The organism is Giesbergeria sp. (assembly GCF_028686475.1).
In the GTDB taxonomy this organism is placed as follows: domain Bacteria; phylum Pseudomonadota; class Gammaproteobacteria; order Burkholderiales; family Burkholderiaceae_C; genus Simplicispira.
Genome location: NZ_JAQUCA010000003.1, coordinates 133,593 through 154,457 on the forward strand (window position 1 = coordinate 133,593; position 20,865 = coordinate 154,457).

Consider the following 20,865-nt stretch of genomic DNA (forward strand, 5'->3'; position numbering starts at 1 on the left):
TCCTATGGTGGCAGGAAAGGGGTTTTTCAGGTAATACGGAACGAGAGCAAGGTGATGTCGTCGCGCTGGGGGTAATCGCCACGGTAGGCTTCTAACACTTGGTTGAGTGCGCTGGCTTGCTGCTCCATCGGCAAACGGGCATGGGCTAATAGGACTTGGGCAAAGCGGGTGTCGCCAAAGCCATAACCCAACTCGCCGCCCGCTTGGTCAAGGAAGCCATCGGTGGTGAGATAGTAAGTGGCACCGGGAACCATCTCTACCGGGGTATCGGTGTAGCTGCCTTGGCGCCGGTCACCCAGCGCACGGCGACCGCCCTTGACCTGTTGCACCGTTTGGCCATCGCTCCAGTATAGGCTGATTTTGGCCCCAGCGTAATGCAGGGTACGGGCTTCGCGGTCCACATAAGCCAAGCCCACATCCATGTTGGTGGCCACGGCACGCGGCAACTCGCTGTGCTGCAACATGGCGCGCATGGTGGTATCGGTATGGCCCAAAATGGCCGCTGGTGAGGCAATGCCCACCTGCGCCATCGCGTGGTCCAGGGCCGAGCGCGCCAGCATGGTCATGAGCGCACCGGGCACGCCGTGGCCAGCGCAGTCCACCACGCCCAGCAGGTAACGCTGCCCTTCGGCACGAAATACATAAAAATCGCCACCCACCACGTCGCGCGGCCGCCACAGCACAAATTGGTGTGGGCCTAACAGCTGCGTGAGCTGCTGGCTGGGCAAAGTGGCTTGCTGGATCAGGCTGGCGTAGTCGATCGAGTCGTTGATTTGCTGGTGCGCCCGGCGCATGTCGCGGTTGGCTTCTTCCAGCGCCAGTGTGCGCTCCTGCACCTTGTGCTCCAGCTCCTCGGTGTTGCTGCGGATTTGGCGCACCATGGTGGCAAAGGCGCGGGTCAAGTCGCCCAACTCATCGCGGCCATCGGGGGGCAAAGACACGCTGAAATCCCCCTGGGCCAGGGCCGATGCCGATTTTTGCAGCTTGCGTAGCGGTTGCAACACCAGTTTTTCTACCGCGTAACCAAACCCCAGCAGCAATACGCACAGCAACGCCACCACTGCGGCCACTAAAGCCTGCAACCAGCCTTGGTTAAGGACTTGGGCGGCTTTCAAGTCCACGGCGGTGACAATGTGCCATTGCAATTCTGGAATGTAAGACAGTGCCAGCAGTTGCTCCTTGCCGTCCAGCGTGGCTTGGAAACTGCTCACCTCGCCCGGCTTGGCCACGGCCTGGGCCATTGCCGCCGCCAGTGCATCACGCTGCGCCCCAGCGGGTAATTGGCCCGCCAAGGTGTGCGCCAACGTAGGCTGAAGGCCAGCGGTGTTGATGGCAATCAGTTGGCGATTGGGGTGGGCGTGGATGGCCCCAGCAGCGGTCAAAATCATGGGCGTGACACCCAAGTCGCTGGTGGTGATGAAATCTTTCAGGAAGCCTGTCAAATCCAGCCCGGTACCCGTCACGCCCAGCTTGCGTTCACCGCTGCGGATAATCACGTTAAACCAAACCTTGGTGATTTGCAAATCGACGTTGTTATCGACATTGATGTTGTAGTGGCTACCGCTTTGGTTCAGGGTGCCAGCAAACCAAGCGTCTTTTTTCTGGCCCCAATCCAGCGTGTAGCGGGCGGCGGCGCTAAACGGCTTGGTGTTGTCATTGAAATAAAAATGCCGCGTGCCAGTGCTGGCCAAAAAATAGGCGTGGTCCCGAAAATCTTGGCGGTAGCCTTCGGCTTCTTCAAAAAACAGCGCTTTTTTGGCGGCATTGCCCTCGTCCAGCAGCCATTGGCGCGTAACGACCGAATCGGCCAAGCGCAAAGACAGCGCCAACTCGCGCGCCACCAAAGCCAAAATGCTTTCGCGTTTGAGCTGGGTGTAGTTGCGCGCGTAGTTCTGGCCAAAGTAGTTGCGTACCCCATCGAGTACCTGCCAGCCAATCAACACCGCAGGCAGCAGTGCCAGCGCACAGGCCAGCGTCAGGGCCAACATAGACTTGGCCCGCAGGCCGGCCATCCAAGAGGGAACTGCGTTGGTCATGGGGTTTCGTCTCCCAAGGGTGGCCGCTGGCGGCGGTTGGCAGGCGTGCGCTTCAGAGCCAATCGCGGCGTTGCAAATAACGTTGGGTCAGTTCGGCCTCGGGGCTGCCCGGCGCATCTTGGCGTTGGTAAGACCAAGCCGCTTGCGGCGGCATAGAGAGCAAAATAGACTCGGTGCGGCCACCCGATTGCAAACCAAAATGCGTGCCACGGTCCCAGACCAAGTTGAACTCGACATAACGGCCCCGGCGGTACAACTGGAACGCGCGCTCACGTTCGCCATAGGGGGTGTCTTGGCGGCGCTGCACAATCGGCAGGTAAGCACCCAAAAAGGCATCGCCCACCGATTGGGTCATGGCCAGGCTTGGCTCAAAACCAAGTTCGGCAAAATCATCAAAGAAGATGCCGCCCACGCCACGCTGCTCGTTACGGTGCTGGAGGAAGAAATACTCATCGCACCATTGCTTAAAGCGTGGGTATTTGTCCTGCCCAAACGGGGCCAGTGCATCGTGGCAGCTGCGGTGAAAATGCACTGCATCTTCTTCAAAGGCGTAGAAAGGCGTTAAATCCATACCGCCACCAAACCAGCACACGGGCAGCTGGCCGGGGTGTCCGGCGGCAATCATCCGCACGTTCATGTGTACCGTGGGCACATAGGGGTTGCGTGGATGAAACACCAACGAGACCCCCATCGCCTCGAACGGCGCATCGGCCAACTCGGGCCGGTGTTGTGTCGCCGAAGGGGGCAACTTTGGCCCACGCACATGGCTAAAACCGCAACCGGCGCGCTCGAATACCCGCCCATTTTCAATGATGCGCGTGATGCCATCGCCCTGTAAGCGTTCGCCTTCGGGCTTGCTCCAAGGGTCGATGACGGAGCGTGCGCCATCGGGGCCTTCAATCGCCTCTAGCGCGTCCATGATGCGCGCTTGCAAGCCCACCAAATAGCCGCGCACGCGCGCTACGGTGTCGTCAGGATTGAACGCGGCGGGGCTGGTAGCTAAACTCATAGGGTTTTGATGGCACGGTGGCCAATATCACGGCGGTATTGCATACCGTCAAAATGGATGCCACGGGCGACATCGTAGGCGCGCTGTTGCGCCAAGCGCACGCTATCGGCCAGCACCGTCACGCACAGCACCCGGCCACCGCTGGTACGCACCACACCCTCTTGCAGCGTGGTACCGGCATGGAACACCATCGCATCGTCTTGCTCGGGCGGCAGGCCGGAAATGGCATCGCCCTTGCGCGGGTCTTCGGGGTAGTTGTGCGCTGCCATGACCACACCCAAGGCCGGACGGCGATCCCATTGCAAATCGACTTGGTTGAGCTTGCCATCAATGGCGGCATTGAGCAAATCGAGCATATCGCTTTTCAGGCGCATCAGGATAGGCTGGGTTTCGGGGTCGCCCATGCGGCAGTTGAACTCCAGCGTTTTGGGGCGGCCTTGGGCATCAATCATCAGCCCGGCGTACAAAAAGCCGGTGTAAGGGATGCCGTCTTTTTCCATGCCACGGATGGTGGGCAGAATAATTTCGCGCATGGCGCGGGCATGGACATCCGCCGTGACGACTGGCGCGGGCGAATACGCCCCCATGCCGCCGGTGTTGGGGCCTTGGTCGCCGTCTTTCAGGCGCTTGTGGTCTTGGCTGGTGGCCAAGGCGGCCACGTTTTTGCCATCGCACAGCACGATAAAGCTGGCTTCTTCGCCCTCTAAAAATTCTTCAATCACCACGCGCGCGCCACCGGCGTTGTGGGTTACACCATATTTGTTGTCCACCAGCATAAAGTCCACGGCATCATGGGCTTCTTGCAGGTTCATGGCCACTACCACGCCCTTGCCAGCGGCCAAGCCATCGGCCTTGATGACGATGGGTGCGCCCAGCCGGTCAATAAAGGCATGGGCTTGGGCTGGGTCAGTAAAGGTATCGTAATCCGCCGTAGGAATACCGTGGCGGCGCATAAATGCTTTAGAGAAGGCTTTGGAGCTTTCTAGCTGTGCGGCGGCCTTGGTGGGGCCAAAAATACGCAAGCCGTGGGCGCGGAACTCATCGACCACACCAGCGGCCAGCGGCGCTTCGGGGCCAACCACGGTCAGGCCGATTTTTTCGGTTTGCGCCCATTCGCGCAGGGCCACCACATCGGTGATAGGCAGGTTCTCAAACTTGGGGTTGAGCGCCGTGCCGCCGTTGCCGGGCGCGACAAAAACGCGCGTGACTTTGGGCGACTGGCTGAGCTTCCAAGCGAGGGCATGTTCGCGGCCACCGCCGCCAATGACAAGAACTTTCATAATGCAGCGTTGTGATAGACCTCTTGGACATCGTCCAGGTCTTCAAGGATATCGAGGAGTTTTTGCATACGGGCAGCGTCTTCGCCTTCTAGGGGAATGGTGAGGTCGGGGCGCATGGTGACATCGGCAGCGTCGGGGGTCAGGCCCGCCGCTTCTAAGGCGTTTTTAACGGCTTCAAATGTGGCAGGCGCGGTCAGTACCTCAATGGCACCATCATCATCGGTAACGACATCGTCGGCACCCGCTTCTAAGGCGATTTCCATCACTTTGTCTTCGTTGGTGCCGGGGGCAAAAATAATTTGACCCACATGTTTGAATTGGAAGGCCACCGAGCCTTCGGTGCCCATGTTGCCGCCGTGTTTGCTAAAAGCATGGCGCACTTCGGCCACGGTACGCACACGGTTGTCGGTCATGGTATCGACAATGATAGCCGCACCACCGATGCCATAACCTTCGTAGCGAATTTCTTCGTAATTGACACCCTCTTGGTTGCCGGTGGCTTTGTCAATGTTGTATTTGACGCGGTCGGCGGGCATGTTGGCCGCTTTGGCCTTGTCCACCGCCAAGCGCAGGCGCGGGTTGGCGCTCAAGTCGCCGCCACCGGCGCGGGCAGCGACGGTGATTTCACGGATGATGCGCGTCCAAATTTTGCCGCGCTTTTCGTCTTGGCGACCTTTGCGGTGCTGAATATTCGCCCATTTGCTGTGTCCGGCCATGGGAAGTCCTTTTACTATCCTGTTATTTATCTAGATTGACCCCCGATTCTACTTTTGCCCACCTGCTGGCTATGACTTCTATTTTGCTTCGTCACTATCGGCATGGGGTGTGGGCCTGCGTGCTGGCTTGGTTGTTGGCTCTTGGGGGGATGTTGGCGGGTTGGTGGCAGGCCCAGCCGCGTTGGGCGTTTTATCTTTTTGCCACCCTGCTGATATGGGTGTTACTGGCCCGTGTGGTGCGCTCTGCGCGTGAACGCTTTGTACGCGAGGCAGCCTTGCCGCAGTTTCTCAAGCGCAAGCTACGCGATGCCTATCCGCATCTGGCCCAAAAAGAGGCCGAACTGGTCGAGCAAGGCTTGCGGCAATTTTTTCTGGCCTGCCTGCGTAGCAAACGCCAATTTGTAGCCATGCCTTCGCGCGCCGTGGATGTGCTGTGGCACGAATTTATCTTGCACACCCGCGCTTACCAAGATTGGTGCCAGCAAGGGCTGGGCTTCTTTTTGCACCACACGCCCGCCGAAACCTTGGGCCGACGTGCCAAGCACAACGATGGCCTGCGCCGCGCTTGGTATTGGGCCTGCCAACAAGAGAAGATTGACCCACGCGCGCCTAGCCACTTGCCGCTGCTGTTTGCTTTGGATGCCCAATTGAAAATTACCAACGGTTTCTTTTATCTGCCCGATTGCAGCGACATTGCACGCAAAAACGAGGCCGGTGGCAGCGGCAGCAGTACCTACTGCGGCACCGATTTTGCCGATGCCAGCTACGACGGCAGCTGCGATGATTTTGGTGGTGCAGAATCTAGCGGCGACAGCGGGGGCGATGGTGATGGCGGTGATGGCGGCGATGGTGGCGGCGGTTGCGGTGGCGATTAAAGGCCGTGGCTTGCAGGATAATCACCGTTGCCATGCGACCCAGAAAGCTGCCATGCCTTTAACCACCGCCCCCACCCCCGACGATGTCATTGCAGCAGCTGCACGCCTCAAAGGCTCAGCGCACCGCACACCGGTGTTGCACTCCAGCACCGCCGACCGCCTGTTGGGTGCCCAACTGTTTTTTAAGTGCGAGAGCCTGCAACGCACCGGCTCATTCAAATTTCGGGGTGCTTTTAATGCCTTGTCGCAGCTCAATGCCGAGCAACGCCGACGCGGCGTGTTGGCCTTTTCGGCGGGCAACCACGCGCAAGCCGTAGCGCTGGCGGCACGGCTGTTGGATATTCCGGCCGTGGTGTTTATGCCCGAAGATGCCTCCACCTCCAAAATGGCCGCTACGCGCCACTATGGTGCCCAAGTGGTCACTTACGACCGCTACACCACCGACCGCGAAGCCCTGAGCCGCCAGTTTGCCCAAGAACGCGGCATGACGCTGGTGCCGCCGTCCGAACACGCGCAAGTGATTGCCGGGCAAGGCACGGCTGCCTTAGAGCTGTTCGAGGAGGTGCCAAATTTGGATTTTTTGTTTGTCGGCGTAGGGGGCGGCGGTTTATTGGCCGGTAGTGTGCTGGCCGCGCAAGCCAAAGCACCGCAATGCACCGTGGTGGGGGTAGAACCCGAAGCGGGCAACGATGCCCAGCAATCTTTGCGCGCTGGCCAGATTGTGCAAATTGCCCCACCGCACACCATTGCCGATGGTGCCAGAGCGCAAAGTTTGGGCACATTGGTCTTTGGTTTGATTCAACACCAAGTGCAAAACATTGTCACGGTGAGTGATTTGCAACTGCTGCACGCACTGCGCTTTTTTGCCGAACGCATGAAAATTGTGGTGGAACCCACAGGCGCTTTAGCGATTGCTGGGGCGCGCCACGGTGGCCTCGATATTCAGGGCAAGCGTGTCGGCATTATGATCAGCGGTGGCAATGTCGATATGGCCCGTTACGCACGCTTTTTGGCCGATTAAACCCCAGAGTTTATCGCAGGTGCGCGCCAGTCCAGCAGTTGCTCTACTGGCATGGGACGGCCAAACCAATAACCTTGGTACAACACACAACCCAATTGCTCTAGCATATTGCGCTGCTCTTGGGTTTCTACGCCCTCGGCCAAAACGGCCAAATTGAGGCTATGCCCCATGCCCACAATGGCTTTGACGATAGATAAATCGTTGGCATCAATCAGCAAATCGCGCACAAACGATTGGTCAATTTTAAGCTGGTCTAAGGGCAAGCGTTTCAGGTGGTTGAGCGAAGAGTAGCCTGTACCAAAATCATCCAACGACAAATGTACCCCCACCCCCTTGAGGGTTTGCATTTTACCAATCGCGCCTTCCATATCTTCGACCAATTGGCTTTCGGTTAATTCTAGTTCTAAGCGATTGGGATTGGCCCCAGTTTCTTGCAAAATACCCAGCACCTGCTCCACAAATTTGGGATGGTGCAATTGGTGGGCGCTGATATTGACGGCAATTTGTAGCTGGGCAGTATCAGAGTTTTTACTCCAATCGGCAATTTGCCGACAGGCACAACGCAAAATCCATAAACCTAGCGGTTCAATCAGGCCCGAAGCCTCGGCCAGTCCAATAAAACTACCGGGGGCCACCAAACCACGCTGGGGATGCTGCCAGCGCACCAGCGCTTCGACACCCAATAGGCGATATTGGCTGTCCACTTGGGGTTGATAATAGAGTAAAAATTGTTCGCGCGCTAGACCATCGCGCAAATCTGCCTCTAGGGCAGCACGCGCTGCCACCACGACTTCCATGTCTGGCTTGAAAAAGCGCATTTTTTTGCGCCCTTGGGCCTTGGCTTGAAACAATGCCAAATCAGCATGTTTGAGAATCGCCTCCACCGAGGTTTGACGATTGTCCAATATCGTAATACCAATGCCAGCCGAAGCCCGGTATTCTAAATTTCCAATAGAGTAAGGTGCTTCTGCAAGCGCTTGCAATATGTGGGTGGCAGCGTATTCAATTTGGTGCTGGCTACTGGCGGCTTGGGATTTATGCTCGCCCATCAGCAAGGCAAATTCATCGCTGCCCAAACGGGCCACCATATCACCGGGGCGGGCGCAGGCTGTGAGGCGCTGGGCTACCTGCTGCAACAGCTGATCGCCCGCACTATGGCCGTGGGTGTCATTGAGGTCCTTAAAATTATCCAGGTTAATCAGCAACAGCGCGTGGGTGCTTTGCTGGTTGTGGGAGGGGGCAGCCAAGCAGTGCTGCAAGCGCTCCATCAGTTGTTTGCGGTTGGGCAGGTGCGTGAGCGGATCGTAAAAAGCCAGTTGGTGGATTTCTTCGATAAACTGGCGCTGCTCGGTAATATCGGTAGAAATGCCACACAGTGCATAACCTTCTTGACCGGGCAAACCCAAAGGCAGTTTGACCGATAAAAAAACATGTTTTTTGGGTTCGCCTAGTTTGTGGCCAAATTCTTCTTTGACCAGCCTTTGGCCTGATTTTAATACAGAAAAATCCGTTTCTTGAATGCGTGCAGCGGTGGCAGCATCAAAAAAAGCATCATCGGTTTTACCCAAAATTTGCTCTATGGGTAAATTCAAAAATTCACACAATCCGCGATTAGCATATTGGTAACGCAGTTGGGGGTCTTTAATAAAAACATGGGCCTCTACGCTATTGAGGATGGTAGAGAGTCTCTCTTCACTGGCGCGTAAATTGTGTGTTTGGCGTGCTACTTCGCGGCGCAATAGCAGCATTCCAGCCACGGCCAGCAAGAACAATGCGGCTACAATGGTTAAACCCCACCAAAAAGCAGTGGGAATCGTGGGCGATGATGGTAAACCACTCCAGTGCTTGAGATTTTGAAAATAAAAAGATTGCGGATTGGCGTGCCACAAATTCAAATTTCTGTCAATCGCTTGCAATAAATCAGGGTTGCGGCCCTTGCCCGTAGCATAATAAATTTTGGCAGGCAAAAAAATCAAACTGGTGGGCAATAATTTAAATCGACCGGCTTCTTGGTCACCAAAATGGTAATTGGTGGCAGCGGCATCAGCCTCGTGCGCGGCCACTTTAGTAAATGCTTGCTCAAAGCTTTGCACAGGGATAAATGTTGCCTGAATACTAAAACCGGCCAGCAAATCCTGAAGGTATTGCTCTTGCACGGAGCCTGCCAACACCGCCAAGCGCTTGTTTTGCAAATCCAGCATGGATTGAATTTTTACATCCTCGCGGCGGTAAATTTGTGACCAAGCTTGCAATGCGGCTGTTTGGTGAAAATCTAACACCAAGGCCCGCTTTTCGTTGTAGGCCACATCCGGCAATAAATCAATATCACCTGATTCTAGGGCAGATAAGCAGGCTTCCCAAGTGCAATGCACTGGTTGCAGGGTCCAATTTTCTTGCCGGGCAATTTCTTGCAACAAATCACCCAAAATACCCGTAGGTACCCCATTGGCACTCGGCATAATTTTGGGTGGGTTGTTGTACAGCCCGACACGTACCTCGCGCGAGGCGGCCAACGCACCCGAGGCACTGAGCAAAATCCACACCAGCATCAGCGCCAAGGACAGCAACAGCCAGCCCGTTTTGCGCCCATAAAGTGGTGCTGACTTGTCAGGGAAAATCGTGTTCATCAGTTTGCGTGCTGCCGCTGGTTGGAGTCAATGCTGGACAAGTGCCGGAGGAGGCTCGGGAGTAAGAGGCGCGTCTTGCTGCATTTTGCCTTCTGATAATTACAACTGATTACAACTTAAAGAATGCCAAGTCAGCGCAAGCCGTTGCGCCGAGAATTTTTTCTACCACAGTGGCTGGTGTTGGTCGGCGCACGCGCTTTGGTGGATTTTTAAAATCGGCCAGGTTGGCTTGGTAGCTCCTGGGCAGCAGCAAGGTGAATACGGACCGATTGCTCGATACCTTGCGCGTCTAAGCCTTGCAGCGCCAGCAGTTTGGCCGGGTCGCCATGTTCGATAAACACATCGGGCAAGCCTAGCAACAGCACTTGGCGTTGCACTTGGGCGGCGGCCAGCGCTTCTAACACCGCACTACCGGCACCACCGGCAATCGCACCTTCTTCTAGCGTGACCAGCAGCTCATGGTCAGCGGCCACTTGCAGCAACAATGCAGTGTCTAAGGGCTTGGCCCAGCGCATATTGACCACCGTGGCATTGAGCGCTTCGGCGGCTTGCAAGGCCGGATAGAGCAGGGTGCCAAAAGCCAAAATGGCGATGCGTGGCCCCGCAGCAGCATCGGTGTGGTTGCGCTGGCGGCGGATTTCGCCCTTGCCAAAGGACAGAGGTTCTAAACTGTGCAGTGGGGCGACACCTGCACCCGCGCCGCGTGGATAGCGCACGGCCACCGGCTGGTTTTGGGCAAACGCCGTGCTGAGCAATTGGCGGCATTCGCGCTCATCAGCTGGGCAAGCCAGCGCCATATTGGGAATGCAGCGGATAAACGAAATATCGTAGGCCCCCGCATGGGTAGCGCCATCGGCCCCCACCAAGCCAGCGCGGTCTAGGGCAAACACCACCGGCAGATTTTGCAGCGCTACATCGTGAATCATTTGGTCATAGGCACGCTGCAAAAAAGTGGAGTAAATCGCCACCACCGGCTTGAGCCCTTCGCAGGCCAGCCCGGCGGCAAAGGTGACGGCGTGCTGCTCGGCAATGCCGACATCGTAATAACGCTCGGGGAACCGGCGATGGAACTCCACCATGCCGGAGCCTTCGCGCATGGCCGGGGTGATACCGACCAAGCGTTCATCTTGCGCCGCCATATCGCACAGCCAATCGCCAAACACCTGCGTGAAGGTGGGCTTGGGCGGGGTGGCGGGCTTGACCAAACCGACATTCGGGTCAAACTTGCCGGGGCCGTGGTAGGCGATGGGGTCAGCCTCGGCCTGTTTGTAGCCTTGGCCTTTTCTCGTCACCACGTGCAGAAACTGCGGGCCAGACAGGCTCTTGATGTTTTCTAGCGTGGGGATGAGCGAATCTAAATCATGGCCGTCAATCGGGCCGATGTAGTTAAAACCAAACTTTTCAAACAGGGTGGCGGGCACCACCATGCCTTTGGCTTGCTGCTCTAAGCGCTTGGCCAACTCCAACAAGGGCGGCGCATTTTTGAGTACGTTTTTGCCGACGTTCTTGGCTTTGGCATAGAACTGGCCGCTCATGAGTTGCGCCAGATAGCGGTTCAGCGCTCCCACCGGCGGGCTGATGCTCATGTCGTTGTCGTTCAGCACCACCAGCAGTTTGCAGTCTTCCACCCCAGCGTTGTTGAGCGCCTCAAAGGCCATACCGGCTGTCATGGCCCCATCGCCAATGATGGCCACGGCGTGGCGGTCTTCGCCTTTGCTACGCGCTGCCAAGGCCATGCCCAAAGCGGCGGAGATACTGGTGCTGGAGTGCGCGGTGCCAAAGGTGTCGTATTCGCTCTCGGCGCGTTGGGGAAAGCCGCTCAAGCCGCCCAACTGGCGCAGGGTGGACATACGCTCACGCCGTCCGGTAAGGATTTTGTGCGGATAGGTTTGGTGGCCCACGTCCCAGACTAAGCGGTCTTCTGGGGTATTAAAAACGCGGTGCAGGGCGATGGTCAGTTCTACCGTGCCCAAATTGGAACTGAGATGGCCGCCGGTTTGGGCTACGCTGTCAATAACGAAAGCACGCAACTCGGTGGCCAAGGCTTTGAGTTCGGTGCGCGGCAGGCGGCGCAGGTCTGCCGGTGAATTGACGGTCTGCAACAGGGGGTAAGGCTTGGTAGGCATGGAAGACAGGGTCTCTGGAAGGGCGGTGTCTGAAGCAGAGCGAAGAAAGAAAGTGCCGCTTAATAAGCGCGGTCAACCACCTTGTGGGCCAACCCGGCCAGCGCGCGGGTGTCGGGTAGGCCACTGGCGGCCAGTGCCGCCAGCGCCTGTTGGTGCAGCTGTTGGGCATAGGCTTGGGCAGGCTCCAAGCCCAGCAAGGAAACATAGGTGGGTTTGTCTTGGGCAGCATCTTTGCCCGCTGTTTTGCCCAGCGTCGCTGCATCGGCGGTAACGTCCAAAATATCATCGACCACCTGAAACGCCAGCCCCAGCGCGGCACCATAGTCGGCCAGTGCTGCTTGTGCGGCTACATCGGCTTGGCCACAAGCAGCGCCCATTAAAACGCTGCCTTGCAACAAAGCCCCAGTTTTGAGGCGGTGCATCTGGCGCAATTGGTCTTCATTCAGGGCAATGCCCACGCTGGCCAAATCAATCGCTTGGCCCCCGGCCATGCCTTGGGCACCAGCAGCACGCGCCAGCAAGCCACACAGGCGGGCTTGGATGCTATTGGGGATAGCGCTGGCCTCGGGCACCAGCAGCTCAAACGCCAAAGCTTGTAACGCATCCCCTGCCAACAGTGCCGTGGCTTGGCCAAACTGCACATGCACCGTGGGCTTGCCCCGGCGCAGTACGTCGTTGTCCATGCAGGGCATGTCGTCATGCACCAAAGAATAAGCGTGAATCAACTCAACCGCACAGGCGGCGCGCAAGGCGGCCTCGTCTGCCGTGGAATGCAAGGGACTGTGGGGGCTATCGGCGCTGGCCACGGCCTCGCGGGCGGCCAATACCAGCAAGGGGCGCAAACGCTTACCACCATCGAGCACGGCATAGCGCATGGCCTGCCCCAAACCCGCTGGGGCACCGTGGCCCACCCAGTCCGACAAAAAAGCCTCAACCCGCAGCAGATGGCCCTGCATCCAAGCAGCCATGTCAAGGGGGGGAGTGGTGTGGGGCATGGAAACGGGCCTGCAAAAGTCTAAAACCTTCAATTTTAGGCCGATACCGCTGGCAATACACGCATGGCCCCTGCGGGAATGCCCCACAAAATAACCCCACGGCCTATAATCCCATTCCCTGCAAGCCGGCCTCCTGCCGGTTTATTTTTTTCTCACCCGCGCCTTAAGCGCACCTCCCTGTGGGGAGTCTTTAGGTCAGGTCGTCCATGTCTGATTTAAGTCTTCGACTGCAGCAGGCTGCAAGCCAACTACCAGTTTCAAGCTACTTTGACGAGGCGCTGTTTCAGCGCGAGTTAGAACTCATCTTCCAGCGCGGGCCCCGCTATGTGGGGCACCAACTGGCAGTACCCAACGCCGGGGATTATTACGCCCTGCCCCAAGAAGGCGAGGGCCGCGCCTTGGTACGCAACGCCCAAGGCCAAATTGAGCTGGTCTCTAACATTTGCCGCCACCGCCAAGCGGTGATGCTCAAAGGGCGCGGCACTTTGCAGGGCCAAGGCAAGGGTTATGCCGGTGGCAACATTGTGTGCCCACTGCACCGCTGGACGTACAGCCCCAGCGGCAGCTTGTTGGGTGCGCCCCATTTTGCCCAAGACCCAGCTTTGGACTTGAAAAACTACCCCCTGCGCGAATGGAACGGCCTGCTGTTTGAAGACAATGGCCGCGACATTGCCACCGATTTGGCTGGCATGGGGCCACGGGCCGAACTCAGTTTTGAAGGCTTTGCCCTCGACCGGGTAGAACTACACGAATGCAACTACAACTGGAAGACCTTTATTGAGGTCTATCTGGAGGATTACCACGTCGGCCCCTTCCACCCCGGTTTGGGCAACTTTGTTACCTGCGATGATTTGCGCTGGGAGTTCAGCAAAGAGTATTCGGTGCAAACCGTGGGCGTAGCTTCTACTTTTGGCCATGCTGGCTCCAGTGTGTACCAGAAGTGGAAAGAGGTATTGCTGCAATACCGCGAAGGCAAATTGCCCGAGCGCGGCGCGATTTGGCTGACCTACTATCCCCACATTATGGTGGAGTGGTATCCGCATGTGCTTACCGTCTCGACGCTGCACCCCATCAGCCCGACCAAAACGCTGAACATGGTCGAGTTTTACTACCCAGAAGAAATTGTCGCTTTCGAGCGCGATTTTGTCGAAGCACAACAGGCCGCCTATATGGAAACCTGTATTGAAGACGACGAAATTGGCGAGCGCATGGATGCAGGCCGCAAAGCCCTGCTGGCGCGTGGCGATAATGAAGTTGGCCCCTACCAAAGCCCAATGGAAGACGGAATGCAGCATTTCCATGAGTGGTATCGCGCCACAATGGGTGCAGCGGTGCCGCAAGGCTGATAGCTATCGAGGCCGTGTAGCTGTCAGCAGCCCAACACCTTGGCGTTCACTGGCCAATCTCTGGCCATGTGAATGCTAAAGTGCTGCATTGCACTGCTTTGGAGAGAGTCCGTGAATTTTGAAGCTTGGCTGCGCCACCAAGGTCTTTCCGCATCTTCGGTCAAAAAATACGAAAGCGCTGTTCGTGGTGCCATGTCGCAGTGGGCCATAGACCACGGATTTATTGAGGGGCCACTGACTTCTTTGGTCAATCGCGCTTCCTTTGAAACCATTGCAGCCAAAATTCGTGCATTGCCGATATTTCAACAACGCAATCAGCGCGGCAACAATATGTACAATGCCGCCCTGATTAAATTTGGAGAATACCTTTCTAAAGGTTATCATGGCGATATTGAGTCCGACATTGATGCCATTATGGATTCGGCAGAAACGAGTCCAACCGAAAAATGCAACCTCGTCAAATCAAGAATTGGTCAGGGTATCTTCAGACAGAAGCTGATGGCTTACTGGGGCGCTTGTTCCGTCACAGGCTTCAAAGATACCCAACTGCTGGTGGCCTCACACATCAAACCTTGGAGTGTGTCAAACAATGCAGAACGCCTAGACCCATTCAATGGATTGCTCTTGATTCCAAATTTGGACAAAACTTTTGATGCAGGCTTTATCACCTTCAATCCGGCAGGGGTAATATTAATTTCTCCTTTATTGACCACGCCAGAAAAACTAGGTATCTCCCAGCAATTAAGCGTATCCCTCGCTCAACCACATCAGGTCTATATGGATTTCCATAGAACTACTGTTTTTCGTGCGGCTTAAACCATGCAAGCACTTTGGATGGTGCTGGCGGCTTTTTTGTTTGCCAGCATGGGGGTGTGCATCAAGTTCGCTTCGGCCTACTTTAATACGGCAGAACTGGTGTTTTACCGGGGATTGATTGGCATGTTGGTGCTGTGGGCGCTGGCACGCTCACAACGGGTGGTGTTGCAGACCCAATACCCGTGGATGCACGCTTGGCGCAGTTTGATTGGTGTCACAGCGATGGGCACGTGGTTTTATGCCATTGGTGCCTTACCACTGGCCACGGCCATGACGCTCAACTACATGAGCAGCGTATGGATTGCCGCTTTTTTTGTCGGCGGTGCGGTGTTGGCTTGGCGGCCCTCGTCCAACACCTCTGCACCCGCCCTGCAAGGGCCACTGGTGCTGACGGTGCTGGCTGGTTTTGCAGGCGTGGTGATGGTGCTGCGCCCCAGCTTAGACCAAAACCAAATGTTTGCTGGGGTGATTGGGCTGCTATCAGGTATGTCGGCGGCGTTTGCCTACTTGCAAGTCGTTACCTTATCGCGCGTGGGCGAGCCAGAGACGCGCACGGTATTTTTCTTTGCCATAGGCTCTACGCTGGCTGGGGCCGTAGCCACCTTGGTCATGGGCATCTCTGATTGGCCGGGCTGGCCGGGCTTGTGGCTGCTACCGATTGGGGTGCTGGCCTCGGGCGGGCAACTGTGCATGACACGCGCCTATGCCCGCGCCAGCAGCAGCCAACGCGGCACGCTGGTCGTGGCCAATTTGCAGTATTCGGGCATCGTATTCTCTGCCCTGTATGGCCTATTTTTGTTTGGCGACCACATCCCCCTCCAAGGCTGGTTGGGCATGGGACTGATTATCAGCAGTGGCATTGCCGCGACCGCACTGCGCGCGCGTGCTGCGTCGAAACTTTGACATGCTCTCCGGGCCAAACCCCTGAACCTTGCCTGAATCCCGGAGATTGTTACTACTGGACGGCGATACCCCACCGCATCAACTTACACTGATTTATTCAGCAATTTGATAACTAGCACTGAGGTTCAAACCGCTGAAGGCTTGATCAGCCTTGAGCAGGATGTGGTAGGTACCAGCTGTCGGTGAAAAGATATTACAAATCTCATTGTTTCCATAGTAGAAAGGGCGGCAATCGTATGCCGTGGTGTTGGGCATTTGAGCGAAACGCACATAAAGATCAGCGTCCCCAGTGCCACCACTGGTCTCAATCTTCAGGTTGGTGGCATTCAAAGGCACAGCCACAGAAAAATACTGTAGCGATCCAGCAGTTCCCACAAGATTGTTTTTTTGTAACCCATTGATCGTGCGACCACCACCGCTGGTCTTAAAATTGGCTATCACATTAGCGTTGCTAGTACCGGCTGGGATCGTACAACTGCCCATACCACTACAAATACCGCCCCAGCCGGTAAAAGTGCTGCCGCTCTGAGGCAAGGCAGTCAGGGTGATAGCCGTGGTACTGACAAAATTGGCGGATGTGCTGGAGCAATCGGCTGCACAGTTCAACCCGCTAGGGCTGCTAGTAACAACACCCATACCCGACTTGCTCAGGGTGACCAAGCGATTGTTGGCTGCTTGGGTGAAGTTAGCAGTTACGCTGCGTATGTTCTCCATCCGCACAATACAGCTGCTCGTACCACTACAAGCACCACCCCAGCCAGTAAAGGCACTACCGGATGTGGGCTGTGCAGCCAATGTTACTTGTGTGCCAGCAAGGTAGCTGGCCGAGCAAGTGCTGCCACAGTTGATGCCAGCGGGTGTACTCGTGACAATACCACTGCCTGTACCTTGGCGTGAAACGGTTAGTGCATAGTTCTGCGCTGTGGCAGTTTGGTAACTGGCCGTTAAAGTCAAGCCACTAAAGGCTTGATAGCCTTTTATCAGGATATGGTACGTACCAGCTGTTGGCGCAGGTATATTACAGACCTCATTGCTGCCAAGAAAAAAAGGACGGCAGTCGTATGTCGTAGTGTTAGGGACTTGTGCAAAACGCACGTAAAGATCAGCATCCCCTATCTCACCGCTAGTTTGAATTTTTAAGTTGGTGGCACCTGAAGGCACTGCCACAGAGAAATTCTGTGAAGAATTCACAGCTCCGCCGAGATTGATTTTTTGTAAAGCCGTAACCGTGCTGGTGCTGGTATTAAAACTGGCTGTCACACTGGCATTGGTGGCACCAGCTGGAATAATGCAACTACCAGTGCCACTACATGCTCCACTCCAACCTGAAAATGTAATATTGCTGTAAGGAATTACGGCTGACAGAGTAATAGCACTGCTTCTGGAGAAATTTCCTGAAGCTGTATTGCAACCTACGCCACAACTCAAACCAGTAGGACTGCTGGTAACAATACCCATTGCGTTACCCGATTTATTCAGGGTGATGGTACGTGTGGTAGCCGTAGTGGCATTGAAACTGGCTGTCACCTCAATAGCGCTGCTGCCTGCAGCAATAGTGCAGCTGCCTGTACCGCTGCAAGCGCCACTCCAGCCTGCAAAAGTGCTACCAGCAGAAGCTTGAGCCACAAGGGAGATAACCGCAGTCTTAGCAATGACTGGCCACGAGCGAGTGCAACTGGGGTCACAGGTAGTTCCAGGCGGCGTGATGGTCACACTGCCAGTACCACTGCCCGCTTTATTCAGGGTGAACGGACGGGCATTGGTGTTTGTGCTGTTGAAGCTGGCCGTCACGCTAGCGCTGCTGATGCCAGCTGGAACCGTACAACTGCCGGTACCACTGCAAATACCACCCCAGCCAGCAAAAGTGCTGCCGCTGTAGGGCATGGCCGTCAGCGTGATAGCCGTGGTCGTGGCAAAATTGGCCGACGCACTGCCACAACCGTCTGCACAAATCAAGCCGCTAGGGCTGCTGGTAACAACACCCGTGCCAGTACCCGATTTGCTCAACATAACCAGACGAGTGCTAGCTACTGCTGCCGTAAAGTTGGCCGTCACGCTACGTGCGCTGTTCATACTGACGGTACAGCTGCTGGTGCCGCTACAAGCACCGCCCCAGCCGGTAAAAGTACTGCCCGATGCGGGCTGTGCGGTCAGTGTGACTTGCGTGCCAGCACTGTAGTTGGTCGAGCAACTGCTGCCACACTGGATGCCAGCAGGCGTGCTAGTGACGGTACCGCTACCCGTACCTTGGCGTGACACGGTGAGCATGTAGTCTTGCGCTGCACCATCCAGCGGTAGATGGGTTTCGGCACTGCTTTGCAACACACTGGCCACACGCCAAGGGCTAACCCCCCAAACGTGGTTAGTGCCAAAATTGAAGCTGATGTTAGAGTTTCCTGAACGCAACGTATGGCAATAACTCATGATGGTGCCAACACCTGTGCCAGAGCTACCACCAGTGGTGGAGCCTATTCCGGGCAAAACCCCGCTACGGGATGCCCCCCCTAACTGGATAGCGCACTGGCTGCCCACTTCATCAGAATAACAGCAGTCAATGGCACCCCCTTGATTGGAGCCAAGATAAGGTTCGTCAAATTCATGCGTGTGGCTACTACCAAAAGCGTGGCCAATTTCGTGTGCAATGCCCAAGGCATCCCAAACCACCCGTGGGTTACTGGCCGAAAAGCCACCGTCAATATTCGCAGTAACACCATACGCATAGGTTTTTTGGTCGTCTGCCAAAGTGTTCAAATAAGCCTGACCACCACCCGCATTCCGTGCGCTTAACAAATGCACGTGGTGGCGTGGTTGACCAATTCGGCTAGAGGCGTTCCAGTGGTTCTTCAGTTCAGTGAGCAAGGTGCTGGTTGAACTCCCAGTCCAAGGGTCTGCAGGGCTGGTGTACACATTGATCTGCGTCACATTCAACCGTGCACCCACCTCAGTTTCATACTGTGAACTCACATAACCCATTAAATCGGTGACATAGGCATGCACAGCAGCACTGCTACCCAAGCGCTGGAACAATTCATAGTCTGTCTCAACAATGATATTCGCCCGTCGTTGTGCGCCCAAGGCCTCGGCGCCTTGCGAAGCAACACCAATGAGACCTGCGCGCATTTGGTTGTTGTGTATATTTTCTAATAAGGCGGCAGAAGGCGGAATGTAGTGTTTTTTAGTGAATTCACTATTCACCCCACACACAAAGGGTTCACTAGGTGCGTCCGCTGTGAAATCGACCCGGCGTGAGTGCAGCGCCGGTGGGCTGGCCGCTGTGCCCGGTGTAGCACTAGCGCCAGTAGCAGCATAAGCGGCGGACATATCGCTGACAAACACCTCTTCGCCACGGCGCACAATGCTACGCGTGTTGCCCTGACTGTCTATCGACACAAAGACATTGCTCTTAGGGTCACCGACCAATTGGCCCGTAAAGTGCGTGCGAGGGGCCGGGCGCATCGTGGTCACTTTGGTACCCGAATGCTCGACCAATAGCGGAGTGGTTTCATCAGTATTAGTGCGGCGCAGATTGGCACTGGCCAACTCCCCACTCTGGTTATCCAGCGGCAGGCGCTCAAGACGCAGCATGCCACCAGGAGGTACAGTCAACGCCTGACGCACATCCATGCCAGGAGTCTGAGCCACAGGCAGCTCCAAAACGGTTTGCGCGATGGCAGGCGCGAACAGCGCAACGCCGAGCAGCAAAGCTGCAAGCCGATTACGCACGGATAAAAAGACCATTCGAATACTCCTGAGCAGGCAAATGATCGCAATTTAACCTATGCTAGGAACAGTAACGATTCCATACAGCGGTCTAGTTCATGCTGTTCACGCGTGTTTGGTGCAAAAACCACAGTGCCAGCCATGCTGGCATGGCCCATTCAGCAAAAAAAGTGGTTCAGGTGCAAAAAAATAAAAGGCCACCTCCGCAGGGTGATGCACAAATAGTGTTGCAGTGCAGCAGGCAGTGCAATAGGCAAATGCAGCCCCGTGCTGCACAGCTTGTAAGGCAAATTCCTACAAGGCTGTCTGCTTACCTGACACAAAGTAGCGGCAAAGCCCGACTTAATTTTTGATTGGCATGTGTTCACAATCCATTTCAACGGTTCACCCATGTGCCGTGGCTTGAAACCCCCGACCGAACTGAAAGGATTGCACCATGACCAACGAACAACTGCTTGCCGAGATTCGCGAAGCCAACCTGACCTACCTGATGCTGGCCCAAACCCTGATTCGCCAAGACAAAGCCGAAGCGGTGTTCCGTCTGGGCATCAACGAAGAAGCTGCCGATATTTTGGCCTCTTTGTCGGCCGCACAAGTCATGAAACTGGCTTCGCGCAATACGCTACTTTGCAGCTTCCGCGTCGATGACAACCTGGTCTGGAGCTTGCTGACCAACCACAACACCCCGAAAAAGGTGGGCAACGAAGCCACCAACACCCTGCACGCCAACATCCTGATGGCCAGCCGCGTGTCAGAAGTTCTGTAAGCCTGTATCGCCCTGCCTGCCCCGATTGGAGATTGCACCATGACCGCCACCCACACCCCTGCCGCCCCAAGCAACACCAAAGTGGCCAAGACCACGGCCAAGAGCGTACTCAACGAATCGAAGCAAATTGAGCGCGCTGCCATGTTGATTGGCATGGGGGCCAGAATGCAGGTGTTGGAGTCGGAAACCACGCTGTCGTATGAGCGCCTGATTCGCCTGTACAAAGAAGTGGCGGGCAAATCACCCTCCAAAGGTCAGTTACCCTTCTCGACCGATTGGTTCCTGACGTGGCAAGAAAACATCCACAGCTCGCTGTTTTTGAACATCTACGAATACCTGTCCAAAGGGATTGAGCTGGACTCGGTGGACCAACTGACCAAAGCCTATCGCCTGTACATCGAGCAAATCCAGATGGCCCAAGTAGAGCCACTGTTGTCATTCACGCGCGCTTGGCGCTTGGTCAAGTTTGTCGATGCGGGGATGCTCAATCGCACCAAATGCGCGCAATGCGGCGGCCAGTTTGTGACCGAGTTGTACGAAAACCGCCACTACACCTGCGGCCTGTGCAATCCGCCAGCACGCGCGGGCAAAAGCAAAGCCGCCGGTTCTTTGATGCTGCACTGAGCGAT

15 protein-coding genes are annotated in these 20,865 nt (G+C 56.0%); 7 read left to right on the forward strand and 8 right to left on the reverse strand.

The window, feature by feature from the left end; genetic code table 11:
• Positions 1–26: 26 nt before the first annotated feature.
• The 4 genes from siaA to PHX60_RS03120 are packed head-to-tail and all read right to left on the reverse strand — an operon-like array spanning position 27 to position 5,041.
• Positions 27–2,036 (reverse strand): biofilm regulation protein phosphatase SiaA, encoded by a 2,010-nt coding sequence (siaA, locus tag PHX60_RS03105; RefSeq protein ID WP_300074551.1) that lies wholly within the window; start codon positions 2,034–2,036, stop codon positions 27–29.
• Between the two features lie 52 nt (positions 2,037–2,088).
• The gene (gene hemF / locus PHX60_RS03110) at positions 2,089–3,045 is read right to left on the reverse strand and encodes an oxygen-dependent coproporphyrinogen oxidase (protein ID WP_300074554.1); all 957 of its coding nucleotides are present in this window, start codon (positions 3,043–3,045) and stop codon (positions 2,089–2,091) included.
• Entirely contained in the window at positions 3,042–4,325 is a 1,284-nt protein-coding gene (gene purD, locus PHX60_RS03115) for a phosphoribosylamine--glycine ligase (RefSeq protein WP_300074557.1), read from the reverse strand. The genes hemF and purD overlap by 4 nt, the downstream gene beginning before the upstream one ends.
• The gene (locus PHX60_RS03120) at positions 4,322–5,041 is read right to left on the reverse strand and encodes a YebC/PmpR family DNA-binding transcriptional regulator (RefSeq protein WP_300074560.1); all 720 of its coding nucleotides are present in this window, start codon (positions 5,039–5,041) and stop codon (positions 4,322–4,324) included. Before PHX60_RS03120 ends, purD begins: the two co-directional genes overlap by 4 nt.
• Positions 5,042–5,112: 71 nt before the next feature.
• Here PHX60_RS03120 and PHX60_RS03125 point away from each other — a divergent pair, with 71 nt between their 5' ends.
• On the forward strand, positions 5,113–5,916 hold the full coding sequence (locus tag PHX60_RS03125; protein ID WP_300074563.1) for a hypothetical protein: 804 nt from the start codon (positions 5,113–5,115) through the stop codon (positions 5,914–5,916).
• 52 nt (positions 5,917–5,968) lie between these two features.
• Complete coding sequence (locus PHX60_RS03130; RefSeq protein ID WP_300074566.1) at positions 5,969–6,937, forward strand: threo-3-hydroxy-L-aspartate ammonia-lyase; 969 nt, start codon at positions 5,969–5,971, stop codon at positions 6,935–6,937.
• Here the strand turns inward: PHX60_RS03130 and PHX60_RS03135 are convergent.
• The 3 genes from PHX60_RS03135 to PHX60_RS03145 form a co-directional block, all read right to left on the reverse strand.
• Complete coding sequence (locus PHX60_RS03135; RefSeq protein ID WP_300074569.1) at positions 6,934–9,564, reverse strand: EAL domain-containing protein; 2,631 nt, start codon at positions 9,562–9,564, stop codon at positions 6,934–6,936. The two genes, PHX60_RS03130 and PHX60_RS03135, sit on opposite strands and share 4 nt — an antisense overlap.
• Positions 9,565–9,773: 209 nt before the next feature.
• Complete coding sequence (dxs, locus tag PHX60_RS03140; protein WP_300074570.1) at positions 9,774–11,690, reverse strand: 1-deoxy-D-xylulose-5-phosphate synthase; 1,917 nt, start codon at positions 11,688–11,690, stop codon at positions 9,774–9,776.
• A 59-nt stretch (positions 11,691–11,749) separates the two neighbouring features.
• Positions 11,750–12,685, reverse strand: coding sequence for a polyprenyl synthetase family protein (locus tag PHX60_RS03145; RefSeq protein WP_300074572.1), 936 nt, complete (start codon positions 12,683–12,685; stop codon positions 11,750–11,752).
• A 206-nt stretch (positions 12,686–12,891) separates the two neighbouring features.
• On the opposite strand from PHX60_RS03145, the gene PHX60_RS03150 reads away from it, so the two are divergent.
• The 3 genes from PHX60_RS03150 (at position 12,892) to PHX60_RS03160 (ending at position 15,750) form a co-directional block, all read left to right on the forward strand.
• Positions 12,892–14,031 (forward strand): aromatic ring-hydroxylating dioxygenase subunit alpha, encoded by a 1,140-nt coding sequence (locus tag PHX60_RS03150; RefSeq protein ID WP_300074574.1) that lies wholly within the window; start codon positions 12,892–12,894, stop codon positions 14,029–14,031.
• 111 nt (positions 14,032–14,142) lie between these two features.
• Entirely contained in the window at positions 14,143–14,847 is a 705-nt protein-coding gene (locus PHX60_RS03155; protein WP_300074576.1) for an HNH endonuclease signature motif containing protein, read from the forward strand.
• A 3-nt stretch (positions 14,848–14,850) separates the two neighbouring features.
• Positions 14,851–15,750 carry a DMT family transporter gene (locus tag PHX60_RS03160; protein ID WP_300074579.1) on the forward strand — a complete coding sequence of 300 codons (900 nt, stop codon included), beginning with the start codon at positions 14,851–14,853 and terminating at the stop codon, positions 15,748–15,750.
• 93 nt (positions 15,751–15,843) lie between these two features.
• Here PHX60_RS03160 and PHX60_RS03165 read toward each other — a convergent pair whose 3' ends face one another.
• Positions 15,844–19,488: a pre-peptidase C-terminal domain-containing protein gene (locus tag PHX60_RS03165; protein ID WP_300074582.1), complete on the reverse strand. Its 3,645-nt coding sequence runs from the start codon at positions 19,486–19,488 to the stop codon at positions 15,844–15,846.
• Between the two features lie 418 nt (positions 19,489–19,906).
• Between PHX60_RS03165 and flhD the strand changes: the two genes are divergently transcribed.
• Together flhD and flhC are read left to right on the forward strand one after the other, a co-directional pair.
• Positions 19,907–20,236: a flagellar transcriptional regulator FlhD gene (gene flhD / locus PHX60_RS03170; protein ID WP_300074585.1), complete on the forward strand. Its 330-nt coding sequence runs from the start codon at positions 19,907–19,909 to the stop codon at positions 20,234–20,236.
• A 39-nt stretch (positions 20,237–20,275) separates the two neighbouring features.
• Positions 20,276–20,860: a flagellar transcriptional regulator FlhC gene (gene flhC / locus PHX60_RS03175; RefSeq protein WP_300074587.1), complete on the forward strand. Its 585-nt coding sequence runs from the start codon at positions 20,276–20,278 to the stop codon at positions 20,858–20,860.
• The last annotated feature ends 5 nt before the right edge of the window (positions 20,861–20,865 follow it).